We start from the raw sequence: 12797 nt of genomic DNA on the forward strand, positions 1-12797 counted from the left end.
AACTATATCAATCGCCAAAAGCCCTTGCAAGGAAAAGGCGGCGTGTTACTTACGAACCGGCACCACTAGCAACTCACTAGGGGCTGGCGTGGTCAGGTACTTGGCCCCACTTTTCGTGATCAAAAGGTCATCTTCGACTCGCACCCCACCCAGGTCCGGAATGTAAATGCCAGGCTCGTCGGTTTCGACGTTGCCTTCCGCTTGCGGCGTGTTCGCATACGGCCCCCAAGCACCGGGGCCTTCGTGAATCGACAGGCCGATGCCGTGACCAGTGCCGTGGCCAAAGTACTGGCCATAGCCCTTGTCCTCGATGTACTGGTGGGCAAACCCGTTGATCGTTTTACCGAGCACGCCTGGTGCCATCATCGCCGCTGTGGCCTTGTTGCAGTCGTAAACGATCTTGTAGACAGCCTTGAGCTTCGCATCCGGTTCACCCACCGCAAACGTCCGCGTGATGTCGGACACGTAACCCTGATACACACAGCCCCAATCCAGAGTGATGACATCGCCGTCTTCGATCTTCTTATCGGTCGCAGCGCCGTGAGGCATCGCGGCACGTTTACCGGAGGCCACAATGGTTTCAAACGACGTGCCACTGGCGCCCAGGGACCGCATGTAAAAGTCCAGGTCAGTGGCGACCTGCAGCTCCGTCTGGCCGGGTTTGATCGTGTCCAAAACGTGCTGATAGCCGGCCTCGGCGATTTGAATCGCCTTCTCGATCAGCTTAAGCTCCTGGTCGTCCTTCACTTCGCGCAGTGCCGGAACCACGTTGGTCGTGGCCTGCCAAGCAACCTGCTTAGGCAACTTCTGAAAATCGGCGTAGGTCATCACATCGCCCTCAAAACCCACCGTCTTTAACCCGTGGGCCTGAGCGATCACCCCTGCCTCACCTAACAGCCCGTGCGTGTGCAGCACCAGCTCGGCGTTGTCGACCTCGACTTTGACCTGTTCCGTGAAGCGAGAATCGGTGATGAACCAGGCGTGGTCTTTCGCCACCAGCAGGGCACTTTCATTGCCAGTGAAACCGGTCAGGTACGTGACGTTGACCGGATCTGTGACCAGCAGCGCGTCAACTTTCAGTGCAGGCAACTCAGCCTGCAGGTTTTGCAAACGAGACATGTGATGACCTCCTTGAAGAAGTGAAATTCGGAAACTTAAACAGGCGACGGGCTGACAACACCCAGGCTCTTCGCACCGGGCGTAATCGGGCTTCGGGTTCGCACCTTGACGTAATCGGGCTTCGGCCAGCAACGCCCGAGCGTCTCGCTACGCTGAGCGCCTCGCCGCTAAAAGCAGCGGCAATGTGCTCAGCTAGGCTAGCCGTCGGGCTAAGTGCGCTGGCCTACGCACCATACAAAAAGCGCCCCGTCACCGGAGCGCTACTGGATTATTCAGCTTTTGCTTCTGCTGGATAAACGGATACTTGCTTCTTATCGCGGCCAAGGCGTTCGAACTTAACGACGCCATCAGCTGTAGCAAAGAGCGTATCGTCGCCGCCACGGCCGACGTTTACACCTGGGTGGATCTTAGTGCCGCGCTGGCGGTACAAGATGTTCCCAGCCAAAACGAATTGGCCATCAGCGCGCTTGCTGCCAAGGCGCCGACCTGCGGAGTTACGGCCGTTAGAAGTCGAGCCGCCCCCCTTATGGTGAGAGAAGAACTGAAGATTCATTTTCAACATTGTGTACACCTCCGAGTATTGAATTAGGCTTGTTTGGTTGAAATCGAGAGATAATCGCCGTAGCTTTCCTCGATGCTTTGCAGGGACAACAACAAATTCTCCAGGAGAATCTGTGCGATGTGTGCCTGCTCCCCATCCTCGGGTTGATCTAGCGTCAGCTCCAAGTGGCCCCCGTTAACTTCATCGGCTTTGACGTTGGGTTCAAACCCAGCCAAGGCCTCAATGCCGTTGACGGCGCCGATTGAGACTGCAGAGACCGCTGCGCAAACGATGTCATGCCCATAATCCCCTGAGTCGGCATGGCCGGTCAGGTTAAAATGAACAATGTCACCGCGTGCATCCCGCTGAAAGCGTGCTTTGATCATGCGTTCACCCCGTTAGGCGTTGATCGCGTCGATAACAACTTTCGTGTAAGGCTGACGGTGACCCTTCTTCTGGTGTTGATGCTTCTTAGGCTTGTACTTGTAGGTAACAACCTTCTTTTCGCGCCCTTGCTTCTCAACTTTACCAGTGACGGTCGCACCATCGATCGTTGGCGTGCCGATTTTGGCATCGCCTTCGCCGCCGACCAGGATCACCTGGTCAAACGTGACAGTCTTGCCTTCTTCAACATCGAGCTTTTCGACGTAAAGTGCTTCCCCGACTTCGGCTTTGTACTGCTTGCCGCCGGTTTTGATAATTGCGTACATCTTGTGCACCTCCTGTTGCCCGTAGGCTTTTTCCCCTGAAGACTCGCCAAGCCAGGTGCTAGGCTTTGATACCTGACGTTGTGCGGTTGCAGATGAGGGGTGACAAATACAACGTAACGAGTTTATCAGATTGCAGCCCCTGACGCAAGCAGAATCTGCGTACCCGTCAAGGAAAAAGCCTTGCCAGCCTCACGGGGAAATATCATTGTTGGCAGCCGCCCCCTCGACTATACTAATGACGAGGAGTTGAGGCCCATGACGATTGCATTGAACAGCTTAATTTTTCTGATCACCGGCGGCCTGGTCGCCACCACCACCGCCCGGCTGCACCAGCCCATCAACTTTATCGTGACCGGCCTCGTGATCCTGACCTTGGCCACGCTGGCAACAAAGATATACGGCTGGGGATGGTTCAGCGTCTTTTATATTCTGTGGATGATTGGCATTGTCGCTGGCCTGCTCATGCTGCGAGCTTACCTGCGAGCAGAGAAAAAGGCCCGCTGAATGCGCGGACCCGCCCCTGCCAAGGACATTAAGTATAACATGTGTCTTTGACCCCGAGAAAGTGTTTGCGCGTCAACGGCAAAATAAAAAGCCTGAAGCACGATGGCTTCAGGCTTGGCACCTTAATTACCGATTAAGTTGCGCAACGGCTTGCTCGATCGTAGCGCCGCGACCAATGTGGTTTTGGTTGCTTGGGTCGATCGCAATAAACTGTTGCGTCTGGGTATCTAATTGGATCCGATATTTCATATCAATTACCTCCATTCGTATCGCACATGAATGGGTTGTTTCAATTGCGACTATCTATTATTTTACTATACTTATGTAAGCATGTCAAGCGCTGTCATTCCTTGCGAGCTAAAATCAGTCTTTAGTCTGATTGCTGAATACTTTAGTGAAAAGGCGTGTCTATCACCCATCGTTGTGCGAAGATATAATTATCATACCGAAACAGAGGTCAACTATGGAAACAAAACGCACTGCCCGCAAATTCGTCGATGTTCGCGGCGCCATCATCACTGGCGTTGTGGTCGGGATTATGGTGATCTTGCTCTTCATCGCCCACCAGTGGGTCTGGGGGGCTCTCACGCTCGTGCTTGGCGGCTGGATCACCTGGCACATCCTCACCCACATTCCCACCAAGGACAACCATCCTGTTAACCGCCGCGATATTTCCGCCGCAGAAACGGCCAACCACTTCCAGCCGCTTGACTGGGAACCAGTTCAGTCCGCGCAAGACGCCGAGACCATGCTGACGGCTCAGCTCGGAGACCTTGGGTGGCACACCGTCAGCGGAACGGTCGCCATTTCGGCACCGATTCAGTTCGTAGTTGAAGCCGCCGATGGCACGACGAAAATCGTGACCGCAGCCGGTCAGATCATCGCCGATAACAGGAGCGACACTCATGAAGAAGGAAAATAAAATCGGCTGCGGCGGGGCTTTCATCCTGTTGCTGCTCTTTTCAGTTCTGATCACCTACTGGTACGTGTTTGTGGCCATTGGGTTGATCGGCTTTGCAGTCTGGTACTATTACCACCGCAAGCAGACTGAGGACAAGGCAGCGGCGGATGCGCAAGCCAAAAAAGACCAAGCCCAGGCAGAAGCCGCCGACCGGATTCGCGAATTCAAGCAGTTGCTGGACGAAGGCGCCATCACCCAAGAAGAATTTGACCAGCAGAAGGCTAAAATCTTGGGTGAGCAAGACGATCTGAAATTTTAACAACGTCGCGCCGCCTGCTGGGTGGCGCGTTTTTGTTTCCAAGAGTGATGAGGAGGTGATTTTCATTGGCAAGAAATCCGGAGACGCCGCAGGACAGAGAAAATAAGGCCATCATCAAACAGCGCCTGAACAGGTTGCTACTGGCGAACCACACCACCCAGGCCAAGCTCAGCGATGACACGCACATTCCCCGCAGCACCCTCACCGGCTACTTCAAAGGCACCACGACTCCTAACGCGACCAACGTTGCGAAACTCGCCAGCTTCTTTGGCGTGAACAAAGGCGCGATCGACCCCCGCTATGTCCAAACTGGTACCACCGCAGTCGACCTCGCTGACGACCAGCCAGCCGTCCAATATCAAGGCCAACCCCTTTCCAGGGCTGAGCTACAACTGGTCCGCCGCGTGCTAGAAAAAGCAAGACAGTAAACAAAGAGCCGCACTCCCTGACTAGGAATGCGGCTTTAGTGTGCCAGCCGGGGCTCGAACCCGGGACAAATGGTTTAGAAGACCATTGCTCTATCCAACTGAGCTACTAGCACATTGAACCTGTTCATTATACGGATGCGCCGCTTGGCCTGTCAATCGCGCGCTGGCTTGAATGCGAGCCGCTGCTCGGCTAAACTGAACCTATTAAATGAAAAAGAAATGAGGAATCGATTTGAAACTCAACCAAAACGGCCGGATTCAAGCCGACCAGGCGACTCAGCTCAACGAACTGACCGCCGTCGGCTTCACGCCCGACCTTGATCAATCACTCAGCGATGCGGCCAATGCCGCCTTTCGCAAGCTTTTCCCGGAAGCCTTTAGTGAAACTGCGAAACAGCAGGCCCTGGCCTCGGTTGCGGTCAACGGCGAGCAGGACCTGAACCAATTTCTTGCCTCACAGCCCACGCAGATTTCCCGGACGGACTTCTACGCCGTCGCGCTGCAACTGCTGGGCTTTGAGCCTAAGACCGACTATCAGCTCGCGGATAGCCTCAAGTTCATGGCCGAGACCAAGCTGCCGGTGGTTAACGCAGACATCGCCACCACCGCTGATTTCTGGTCGGCCATGTACCTGCTGCTCTGCACGCGCACCAAGCACCTGGTGACCCTCCTTGACGCCTTGGCCGCACGCGGCTTTTACCGGGATTTCCAAGCCGGCAAGAAGACGCCGGAGTATCTCTTCTTCAATGGCAAGGCACAAAATGTCTTTGACGCGCGGAAAATTCACCGCGAAGTCGTCTGGATTGAATCCGACATGGACACCGACCACGATGGCAAGCGCGACATGCTGGAAACCACCATTTTTCGGCCGCAAGAAACCGACGCCGGGGTAAAGATGCCGGTCCTGTTCACCGCCAACCCGTACTTCCACGGGACCAACGATGTGGATTGGATCACGCACAAACCAGACCCTAAACTAGCAGTCAAGACGCATTCCTACACCAAAGATGAGGTCACGTACACCCCCACGACCCCAGCTGAACTGCCGCACCAGCCAGTCACCGGCGAAAGTCGAACCGCCGAGGTCTACTCCGACCAAGGCGGCAGCTATATGTTCAACGACTACATGCTTGGCCGCGGCTTTGTCACCGTGTATTCCGGCGGAGTTGGCACCCGCGGCTCGGATGGCGTGCGCTCAACTGGCGGCACCAGCGAAACCGACTCGGCAGTCGCAGTGATCGAATGGCTCACCGGCAAGCGCCGCGCGTTTACCAACCGCACCGATGGCATTGAGATCAAGGCCTGGTGGTGCAACGGTAAGGTCGCGATGACCGGTAAGTCGTACCTTGGCACCCTGTCGATCGCGGCGGCGACCAGCGGCGTTGCCGGGCTGAAAACGGTCATTTCCGAATCCGCGATTTCCAGCTGGTACGACTATTACCGCGAAAATGGCCTGGTCGTGGCCCCTGGCGGCTTCCAAGGTGAAGACGCCGACGTGCTCGCCGTAGACACTTTTTCTCGGCAAAAGCAGGCCGGTGACATGCTTAAGATTCAGGCGGAATGGGACAAGACCCTGGCCGCCATCACAAAGGACCAGGACCGCGAGTTCGGCGATTACACCAAGTGGTGGGATGAACGCAACTATCGCAACAACCTGAAAAACATCAAAGCCGACGTCATCATCGAGCACGGCCTCAACGACTGGAACGTCAAACCGGCCAATGCGATCCGCTACTGGAATGGCATTCAGGACCTGCCCATCAACAAGAAGCTGTTCCTGCATCAAGGCCAGCACACGTACCTCGACAACATTCGGTCCCTCGACTTTGTCGACCAGTTAAACCTGTGGCTGTCCTACGAGCTGCTCGGCGTGCAAAATGGCGCCCCGGCGGCCTTGCCGAACGTCACAGTTCAGGACAACGTGGAACCTGAGACGTGGCACACCTACGATGAGTTCGGTACGGCCGACGCTAAGCATACCGATAAGCCTTACAACCTCCAGAACGACATGGCCAGCAAGCGCGCCGGCTTCCCTGATAATGCCACCGCGATTTTCAAGGAAGACAAGGAGGACTCCGATGGGTTTGAGGCTGAGATCATCAAGCCGCACTCCAAGTATGATGGCGCCCGGCTGTGGCTCGACCTGCCTGCCGAAACCAAAGACGTGACGCTGGAAGGTATCCCCCACCTCAAGCTGCGCCTGTGGATCGACCAGCCAACCGCGATTCTCTCGGCGCGCCTGGTCGACGTCGGCGAAGCCAAGCGCTTTGCCCCAGTGGCCGGAGTCGTCGATGCCGGAGGCTGGAACCTTGGCTACGACTACAAGACCGTCAGCATTCAGGAGTTCAAGCCGGCCAAAGAAACGGCCAGCAAGCTGGTCTCCTTCGGTCATGTCAACGTTCAGAACCAAAAGAACGCCTACGAAAATGCGCCAGTCACCCCAGGGAAACCATTCACGGTTGACTTTGACCTGCAGCCGACGCACCTGCACCTGCCTGCTGGCCGGCACCTGGCGCTGATCATTCACGGCGCCGACATGGCCCAAACGCAGCGTACCGAAACCGTGGTCAACTTCCACATCGATTTGGCGCAAAGCACACTGACCCTGCGCTACCGCAAGTAAGACAAAAGCACGCGACTGATTTTCTCAGTTGCGTGCTTTTTTTATGGCGTGATGCCAATATTTTCTGCAGAATCGGGCTTTGCGCCGACAACGCCCGCGCGTCTAACGCCGGACCGCTTAGTAAAGCTCGAGGTACTGGTCCCGTTCCCACTCGGAAACGCTCTGACGGTATGCTGCCCACTCGAGATCCTTGGAGTCCACAAAGCTGTGGTACAGGTGATCGCCAAGCGCAGCGCTGACGACTGGATCGCTTTCAAGGGCCTTCAGGGCATTGTGCAGCGTCGATGGCAGGTCTTGAATGTGGTTGGCCTTGCGCTCGGTGTCCTGCATCTTGTAAATGTTGCGATCGACCGCTTCCTCTGGATCCAACTGATTGCGGACGCCATCGAGTCCGGCCTCAAGAATCGCCGCGATCGCCAGATAAGGGTTAGCCGTGGCATCGACTGAGCGCATTTCCAAGCGCGTCCCAAGCTTGCGGGACTGCGGAACCCGGATCAGCGGACTGCGGTTCGTGCCAGACCAGGCGATGTAAACCGGCGCTTCAAAGCCTGGCACCAGGCGCTTGTAAGAGTTGACCGTCGGGTTGTTGATGGCGGTCAAGCCGCGCGCGTGGGCCAGCAGGCCGGCCAGGAAGTGCATCGCGGTGCTCGACAGCTGGTCATCAGTGCCGGCGTCGTAGAACGCGTTACCGTCTTTGTTGAACAGCGACATGTTGATGTGCATCCCCGACCCGTTGATCCCGTGGATCGGCTTTGGCATGAAGGTCGCGTACAGCCCGTGCTTGCGGGCAATGGTCTTAACGACCAGCTTGAAGGTCTGGATGTTGTCCGCAGCGTTGACGGTATCGGCGTACTTGAAGTCGATTTCGTGCTGACCCGGGGCAACCTCGTGGTGAGAGGCTTCAACTTCGAAGTTCATTTTTTCGAGTTCAAGCACAATGTCGCGGCGGCAATTCTCACCCATGTCCAGCGGGGCAAAGTCGAAGTAGGAACCCTTGTCGTTCAGCTTCAGCGACGGGTCTCCGTTCTCATCCAACTTGAACAGGAAAAATTCCGGCTCCGGTCCAATGTTGAAAGCCGTGTAGCCGGCCTTGTGGGCGTCTTCCATCACGCGGATCAGGTTGTTCCGGGGATCGCCCATGAACGGCTTACCGTCCGGCGTGTGCACGCTGCAGATCAGCCGCGCAATCTTGCCCCCGTCATTTTCCCACGGGAACAGCAGCCAAGTGTCGAGGTCCGGATACAGCAGCATGTCAGATTCCTCGATGCGGACAAAGCCGTCGATCGAGCTGCCGTCGAAGGTAATTTTGTTGGCCAATACCTTCTCCAGCTGGGAGACCGGCACTTCGACATTCTTGTTAATGCCGTTGATGTCAGTAAACATCAGTCGCAAAAATTCAACGTTTTGATCCTTAACACTCTGCCGGATCATGTCGGCAGTAATCGGTTCTTTAGCCATGAGCCACTCCTTCTGCAATTATCCTACGGTCTGAAACCAAATCCCTGCGTCGGGCTATCCCCACGCGGGTTCAACCTACCCTGATTCAACAACTCCGAGCGAAGCGCCGCCCGTACTTCCTCGTCGGAAAGCTTCGTCTTCGACTTCGGCTGCTTTTGGGCATCCCTCAGCTCGGCCAGCGAAAACCCTGCCGCCAGCTGGCTGTGGATCTCAACCAAGTCGTCCACGTCCTTCAAGGAGTACATCCGGTGATTGCCAGGCGTGCGGAGTGGGTGAAGCAGCCCCTGCGCCTCGTAATAACGGATCTGCCGCGCCGAAAGGTCGGTGAGCGCGATCACTGTGCTGATTGGCAGCACCGCCCGCGTGCGAATATCACTGATCTCTGGCATCGGCAGTCCCTCCTTCACGCAGACAACCATACCAATTTGGCAAAAAGGCGTCAACTGTTGATGTCAGAAAAACTGACATAACGTCAATTTTCTTTTCAAAAGCCTAGTCTAACCAATTTGCGACGAGTGCTTGTGCTTGCGCCAACCCGCCTTCAGGATCCGCGATCATATCCAACCAGTGCGTCGGCAGCTGGTGGCGAAAATACGTCAGCTGCCGCTTGGCGTAATGGCGCGAATTTTTTTTGATCAGGCCGACCGTTTCCGCTAAAGTCGCCTGCCCGGCAAAATACGGCAGCCACTCCTTGTACCCAATGGCCTTCAGTGCCTGGGCGCTTGGGGCCGTGTTTTGCAGCACGCGCCGCACTTCAGCCTCCAGCCCACTTTCCACCATTTGATCGACGCGCTGATCGATGCGCGCGTACAGTGCCGGCCGGTCCGTGGTCAGGCCGAGGACCAAGGTGTCGTACACCGGGACTGGAACTGCCTGCGCCGAAAATTTGCGCCCGGTGGTTTCGATCACCTCCAGCGCACGGATCACGCGCCGAGAATTGCCCACCGGGATACGACTGGCCGCCTCCGGGTCCTGGGCGCCCAGCTGGCCCCACAGCCAGTCTGGCCCGTGCTCGGCCAGCGCCTGCTGCCACTTGGTCCGCACCGGACTGGCCGCGTGCTCGCCCAATGGCAAGGCCAGCCGCAACGCGTTCAGGTAAAAGCCGGTGCCCCCCACCACGATTGGCAGCTTGCCCCGCCTCGTCAGGTCTTTGATCGCCGACTCGGCAAGCCGCTGAAACTGGGCGGCCGAGAAACTTTCGCCGGGATCCTTGATGTCGATCAGGTGATGGGGAATGCCAGCCATTTCCGCTGGCGTGACCTTAGCAGTGCCGATGTCCATCCCGCGGTAGATTTGAAACGCGTCCCCGTTGATTACTTCACCGTTGAACTGCCGGGCCAGCTGCACGCCCAGCGCGCTTTTGCCGGTCGCGGTGGGCCCGCCGATCATCAACACTCGAGTTTTCAATGGATTTTGCTCACTTTCTGTCATGTCATCTAGTATAATGAAATTAGCACCTAAAGTTCCAGAGGGAGGGATTTTCATGAAGCACAAATTTTTAAAGGGGTTCCTGGTCGGCGTTGTCGCGTCGGCAGGCGCCGTGGCCAGCTCCGTATTTGCATTCAAGAAGTCTTACATCGAACCCGTAGAAACCAAGGTTGACGAGATCAATGAGAACCGGCGCAAGGCCAACCGGAAGCAACATGCCTCTCACCAAGGCTAAGCACAAGAAAACCCCTGCGATTGCAGGGGCTTTTTGAATCAGTCTTCAAACTGCTTAGCTTTCTTTGTTTTGCCAGACCAATTGTCATAGCCGCCTTTGAGGAAGTACAGGTGCTCAAAGCCGGCTTTTTTCATGCGCCGCGCCGCCTTGACAGACACCGCACCGGTCAAATCGTACATGTAAACTGGCAAGTCCTTGCGCAGCTCGATCATGCGCTGCTTGAGTTGGGTATACGGCAAGTCGCGGGCGCCGAGAATGTGACCAGCGTCAAAATCCTTTTTTTCACGCAAATCAATGATCTGCGCCTTACGCATGTTCGCTTCAAACACATCCGGCGTGATCTCCCCACCGACTGACTTCAAGCGTGACTTCTGCCACTGCGTCAGAAGCCAATTAGCCGCCCAGACCAGCAGGCCCAAGCCAACCAACACCAGCAAAAAATTCCCCATAACCAAAAACGTCCTTTCAAAGCGTCGTCTGTGGACGGCGCATGTTACTTCTAGTTTATCACAAAAGCCTCAGGTATAGACCCGAGGCTTGCGCTTTTGCTTAAAATCCGATTACGGCCGAGCCAAGCTGGCTGCACCCACCACGCCGGCCGTGTTGCCCAGCGTTGCCAGACGCAGGTGGGTCGTGTTGCGGACGTTCGGGAACGTGAACTGGTCAAAGTACTTCTGGACCCGGGTCAGCAGGAAGTCGCCGGCCGCGGAAACGCCGCCGCCGATCAGCAGGTACTCGGGGTTCAGGATGTTGCCGAGGTTACCAAGGCCCAATCCCAGGTAGTAGCACACCTTGTCTACGATCATCAGCGCCAGCTTGTCGCCAGCCTGCGCGCAGTCAAAGACGATTTTTGAGGAAATGTCATCCCCGTCGTCAAGGATCTGCTTCAGCTTGGAATCCCCGGCGTACTCTTCCGCCATGTCCCGCGCGACATGCACAATGCCAGTCGCGGAGGCAACGGTTTCCAGGCAGCCGCGCTTGCCGCAGGTGCACATGTACCCGTTCGGCTCAACGGTCACATGGCCGACCTCGCCGGCAGAACCGGCCACGCCGTGCAGCAGAATGCCATCAGACACGATACCGGCGCCGATACCGGTGCCCAAGGCGACCAGGGTCACATTGTCTGACTTGTCACCGGCGCCTTTCCATTGCTCGCCCATCGCCGCGACGTTGACGTCGTTATCAATGGCAAACGGGATGCCCGTGGCCGCCTCAATCTCACGCTTCGGGTACTGCATGGTCTTCCAGTTCAGGTTGTACGCACCGATGACCGTACCCTGAGCCGGATCGACGGTTCCTGGAGTGCCCATGCCGATCCCATCAAAGTCGGCGGCCGTCATGTTGTACAGCTTCAGGTGATCCTGAATCGAGGCAATAATGTCAGGGATGATGTGACTGCCCTCATCCAGAATATTGGTGTCAATGCTCCAGCGCTGCTGGATCTCGCCGTCTTCGGTCAGGATTGCAAACTTGCAGGTCGTACCGCCAAGGTCGACCCCCATCAATTTTTTGTCAGCCATTACTTTTTCCTCCATCATCATTAATCAAGGGATGCTTTTCTTCCTGTTCGTGCTCGTGGCGCAAAATGATCTTCGCCGAAGCGTACGTGCGGTCATCGATCAGCTTAGACTCGTGCAAGCGATCCACTTCCACGGCAGCCAGCTCAATATCCCAGAGCCGCTTACCGACGTGAATGTAGGTCCCGTACCGTTCAAGCAGTTGCAACACATCGTAAAAAGTCTTCATAGCGCACTTCCAAACGCAAAAATCAGTAGTGCCGCACTCGCGGCCACCAAGGCAAAGAGAGAACCGACCCGCCGCGGCATTGACGTCTCGCCCAATTTCGGGGCACCCAGCGCGTACGCAATCAGAAAGCCGCCAAGAAACCCGCCGATGTGGCCGTAAATATCGACCCCGGGCATGAAAAGATCGAAGACGATGTTCAAAGCCGCGAGCATCACGAACTGCCGTGAAATCGCCCGGATCCCGGAATTCTCGCGATACCCGTCGTACAGCATCAGGTACGCACCCATCATCCCGAACAGCGCCGTGGACGCCCCTGCCGCCAGGCCTGTCGGGTTAAATGCCGCGCTGGCCAAATTACCGGTAAACCCGGACACCAGGTACAGCACCAAAAACCGCCAGTGGCCGAAAATCAGCTCGGTGATGCCGCCCAGGTAAAACAGGGTGACCCCGTTGACCAAGATGTGCATCAAACCGATGTGGACAAAAATCGGCGTGATCAGTCGCCACCACTGGCCGGCTTCGATCAGCGGGTTCCACCGCGCCCCAAACCGGACAAGGACGTAATTATTGGTCGACCCGCCGTTAACGGTTTCGAGCAGAAACACGAGCACCGTCAGTCCAAACAACGCGTACGTGATGTAAGGTGAATTTTTCAGTTGTCTCAATCGATATTGCAACCGCACGGCTCCTTCCTGAGGCTTCACACAACAAACCGGCACCGGGTGAGCCCGCTGCCGGTTGCCACAAGTGATCGGAAAAAACGCTCCCAAGCTCATTCAATAGTT

18 protein-coding genes, 1 tRNA gene and 1 other annotated feature are annotated in these 12797 nt (G+C 56.3%); of the genes, 6 read left to right on the plus strand and 13 right to left on the minus strand.

Annotated elements, in window-relative coordinates; all coding sequences use genetic code 11:
- Positions 1-45 precede the first annotated feature (45 nt).
- From FC75_RS03935 to rplU, 4 genes are all read right to left on the minus strand, one after another.
- A complete protein-coding gene (locus FC75_RS03935) occupies positions 46-1119 on the minus strand; it encodes a M24 family metallopeptidase (protein ID WP_056989186.1) in 1074 nt (357 codons plus the stop codon).
- 268 nt (positions 1120-1387) lie between these two features.
- Entirely contained in the window at positions 1388-1681 is a 294-nt protein-coding gene (rpmA, locus tag FC75_RS03940) for a 50S ribosomal protein L27 (RefSeq protein WP_054663471.1), read from the minus strand.
- A 23-nt stretch (positions 1682-1704) separates the two neighbouring features.
- Entirely contained in the window at positions 1705-2046 is a 342-nt protein-coding gene (locus FC75_RS03945; protein WP_054663474.1) for a ribosomal-processing cysteine protease Prp, read from the minus strand.
- A gap of 12 nt (positions 2047-2058) precedes the next feature.
- Complete coding sequence (gene rplU, locus FC75_RS03950; protein WP_054663477.1) at positions 2059-2370, minus strand: 50S ribosomal protein L21; 312 nt, start codon at positions 2368-2370, stop codon at positions 2059-2061.
- Positions 2371-2399: 29 nt separating this feature from the next.
- Positions 2400-2468: a sequence feature (ribosomal protein L21 leader region), on the minus strand.
- A 157-nt stretch (positions 2469-2625) separates the two neighbouring features.
- On the opposite strand from rplU, the gene FC75_RS03955 reads away from it, so the two are divergent.
- Positions 2626-2874, plus strand: a complete 249-nt coding sequence (locus tag FC75_RS03955; protein ID WP_056989187.1) for a hypothetical protein — start codon at positions 2626-2628, stop codon at positions 2872-2874.
- 126 nt (positions 2875-3000) lie between these two features.
- Here the strand turns inward: FC75_RS03955 and FC75_RS13115 are convergent, their stop codons facing one another.
- Positions 3001-3123, minus strand: a complete 123-nt coding sequence (locus FC75_RS13115; protein ID WP_255533311.1) for a hypothetical protein — start codon at positions 3121-3123, stop codon at positions 3001-3003.
- Positions 3124-3337: 214 nt separating this feature from the next.
- Between FC75_RS13115 and FC75_RS03960 the strand changes: the two genes are divergently transcribed.
- The 3 genes from FC75_RS03960 (at position 3338) to FC75_RS03970 (ending at position 4522) form a co-directional block, all read left to right on the plus strand.
- Positions 3338-3796 (plus strand): hypothetical protein, encoded by a 459-nt coding sequence (locus FC75_RS03960; protein ID WP_054663483.1) that lies wholly within the window; start codon positions 3338-3340, stop codon positions 3794-3796.
- On the plus strand, positions 3780-4094 hold the full coding sequence (locus FC75_RS03965) for an SHOCT domain-containing protein (RefSeq protein ID WP_056989188.1): 315 nt from the start codon (positions 3780-3782) through the stop codon (positions 4092-4094). The genes FC75_RS03960 and FC75_RS03965 overlap by 17 nt, the downstream gene beginning before the upstream one ends.
- Positions 4095-4159: 65 nt before the next feature.
- Entirely contained in the window at positions 4160-4522 is a 363-nt protein-coding gene (locus FC75_RS03970; RefSeq protein ID WP_056989189.1) for a helix-turn-helix domain-containing protein, read from the plus strand.
- A gap of 39 nt (positions 4523-4561) precedes the next feature.
- On the opposite strand, the gene FC75_RS03975 is transcribed toward FC75_RS03970, so the two are convergent.
- A tRNA-Arg gene (locus tag FC75_RS03975) sits at positions 4562-4635 on the minus strand.
- 119 nt (positions 4636-4754) lie between these two features.
- Here FC75_RS03975 and FC75_RS03980 point away from each other — a divergent pair.
- Complete coding sequence (locus FC75_RS03980; protein ID WP_056989190.1) at positions 4755-7145, plus strand: Xaa-Pro dipeptidyl-peptidase; 2391 nt, start codon at positions 4755-4757, stop codon at positions 7143-7145.
- Positions 7146-7262: 117 nt separating this feature from the next.
- Here the strand turns inward: FC75_RS03980 and glnA are convergent, their stop codons facing one another.
- From glnA to miaA, 3 genes are all read right to left on the minus strand, one after another.
- A complete protein-coding gene (glnA, locus tag FC75_RS03985; RefSeq protein ID WP_056989191.1) occupies positions 7263-8603 on the minus strand; it encodes a type I glutamate--ammonia ligase in 1341 nt (446 codons plus the stop codon).
- Positions 8604-8626: 23 nt separating this feature from the next.
- On the minus strand, positions 8627-8992 hold the full coding sequence (locus FC75_RS03990; protein ID WP_056989192.1) for a MerR family transcriptional regulator: 366 nt from the start codon (positions 8990-8992) through the stop codon (positions 8627-8629).
- 103 nt (positions 8993-9095) lie between these two features.
- The gene (miaA, locus tag FC75_RS03995; protein ID WP_056989193.1) at positions 9096-10034 is read right to left on the minus strand and encodes a tRNA (adenosine(37)-N6)-dimethylallyltransferase MiaA; all 939 of its coding nucleotides are present in this window, start codon (positions 10032-10034) and stop codon (positions 9096-9098) included.
- A 52-nt stretch (positions 10035-10086) separates the two neighbouring features.
- Between miaA and FC75_RS04000 the strand changes: the two genes are divergently transcribed.
- Complete coding sequence (locus tag FC75_RS04000) at positions 10087-10266, plus strand: DUF3042 family protein (RefSeq protein WP_056989194.1); 180 nt, start codon at positions 10087-10089, stop codon at positions 10264-10266.
- A gap of 38 nt (positions 10267-10304) precedes the next feature.
- Here the strand turns inward: FC75_RS04000 and FC75_RS04005 are convergent, their stop codons facing one another.
- The 4 genes from FC75_RS04005 to FC75_RS04020 all read right to left on the minus strand — a co-directional run bounded on the left by FC75_RS04005 (position 10305) and on the right by FC75_RS04020 (position 12689).
- On the minus strand, positions 10305-10715 hold the full coding sequence (locus FC75_RS04005; RefSeq protein ID WP_056989195.1) for a rhodanese-like domain-containing protein: 411 nt from the start codon (positions 10713-10715) through the stop codon (positions 10305-10307).
- A gap of 111 nt (positions 10716-10826) precedes the next feature.
- Positions 10827-11786, minus strand: coding sequence for an ROK family glucokinase (locus tag FC75_RS04010; RefSeq protein ID WP_056989196.1), 960 nt, complete (start codon positions 11784-11786; stop codon positions 10827-10829).
- Entirely contained in the window at positions 11779-12012 is a 234-nt protein-coding gene (locus FC75_RS04015) for a YqgQ family protein (protein ID WP_054666298.1), read from the minus strand. Before FC75_RS04015 ends, FC75_RS04010 begins: the two co-directional genes overlap by 8 nt.
- Positions 12009-12689, minus strand: a complete 681-nt coding sequence (locus FC75_RS04020; RefSeq protein ID WP_056989197.1) for a rhomboid family intramembrane serine protease — start codon at positions 12687-12689, stop codon at positions 12009-12011. The genes FC75_RS04015 and FC75_RS04020 overlap by 4 nt, the downstream gene beginning before the upstream one ends.
- Positions 12690-12797: the final 108 nt, after the last annotated feature.

It is taken from the genome of Lacticaseibacillus camelliae DSM 22697 = JCM 13995, assembly GCF_001436615.1.
Lineage (GTDB): Bacteria > Bacillota > Bacilli > Lactobacillales > Lactobacillaceae > Lacticaseibacillus > Lacticaseibacillus camelliae.

What these genes read in the sequence shown, in the direction of transcription:
- FC75_RS03960 (WP_054663483.1), top strand. Translation starts at nt 3,338, where the DNA reads ATGGAAACAAAACGCACTGCCCGCAAATTCGTCGATGTTCGCGGCGCC.
- FC75_RS03965 (WP_056989188.1), top strand. Translation starts at nt 3,780, where the DNA reads ATGAAGAAGGAAAATAAAATCGGCTGCGGCGGGGCTTTCATCCTGTTG.
- FC75_RS03990 (WP_056989192.1), bottom strand. Translation starts at nt 8,992, where the DNA reads ATGCCAGAGATCAGTGATATTCGCACGCGGGCGGTGCTGCCAATCAGC.
- FC75_RS03955 (WP_056989187.1), top strand. Translation starts at nt 2,626, where the DNA reads ATGACGATTGCATTGAACAGCTTAATTTTTCTGATCACCGGCGGCCTG.
- FC75_RS03935 (WP_056989186.1), bottom strand. Translation starts at nt 1,119, where the DNA reads ATGTCTCGTTTGCAAAACCTGCAGGCTGAGTTGCCTGCACTGAAAGTT.
- miaA (WP_056989193.1), bottom strand. Translation starts at nt 10,034, where the DNA reads ATGACAGAAAGTGAGCAAAATCCATTGAAAACTCGAGTGTTGATGATC.
- glnA (WP_056989191.1), bottom strand. Translation starts at nt 8,603, where the DNA reads ATGGCTAAAGAACCGATTACTGCCGACATGATCCGGCAGAGTGTTAAG.
- FC75_RS04015 (WP_054666298.1), bottom strand. Translation starts at nt 12,012, where the DNA reads ATGAAGACTTTTTACGATGTGTTGCAACTGCTTGAACGGTACGGGACC.
- FC75_RS13115 (WP_255533311.1), bottom strand. Translation starts at nt 3,123, where the DNA reads ATGAAATATCGGATCCAATTAGATACCCAGACGCAACAGTTTATTGCG.
- rpmA (WP_054663471.1), bottom strand. Translation starts at nt 1,681, where the DNA reads ATGTTGAAAATGAATCTTCAGTTCTTCTCTCACCATAAGGGGGGCGGC.
- FC75_RS04005 (WP_056989195.1), bottom strand. Translation starts at nt 10,715, where the DNA reads ATGGGGAATTTTTTGCTGGTGTTGGTTGGCTTGGGCCTGCTGGTCTGG.
- FC75_RS04010 (WP_056989196.1), bottom strand. Translation starts at nt 11,786, where the DNA reads ATGGCTGACAAAAAATTGATGGGGGTCGACCTTGGCGGTACGACCTGC.
- FC75_RS04000 (WP_056989194.1), top strand. Translation starts at nt 10,087, where the DNA reads ATGAAGCACAAATTTTTAAAGGGGTTCCTGGTCGGCGTTGTCGCGTCG.
- rplU (WP_054663477.1), bottom strand. Translation starts at nt 2,370, where the DNA reads ATGTACGCAATTATCAAAACCGGCGGCAAGCAGTACAAAGCCGAAGTC.
- FC75_RS03945 (WP_054663474.1), bottom strand. Translation starts at nt 2,046, where the DNA reads ATGATCAAAGCACGCTTTCAGCGGGATGCACGCGGTGACATTGTTCAT.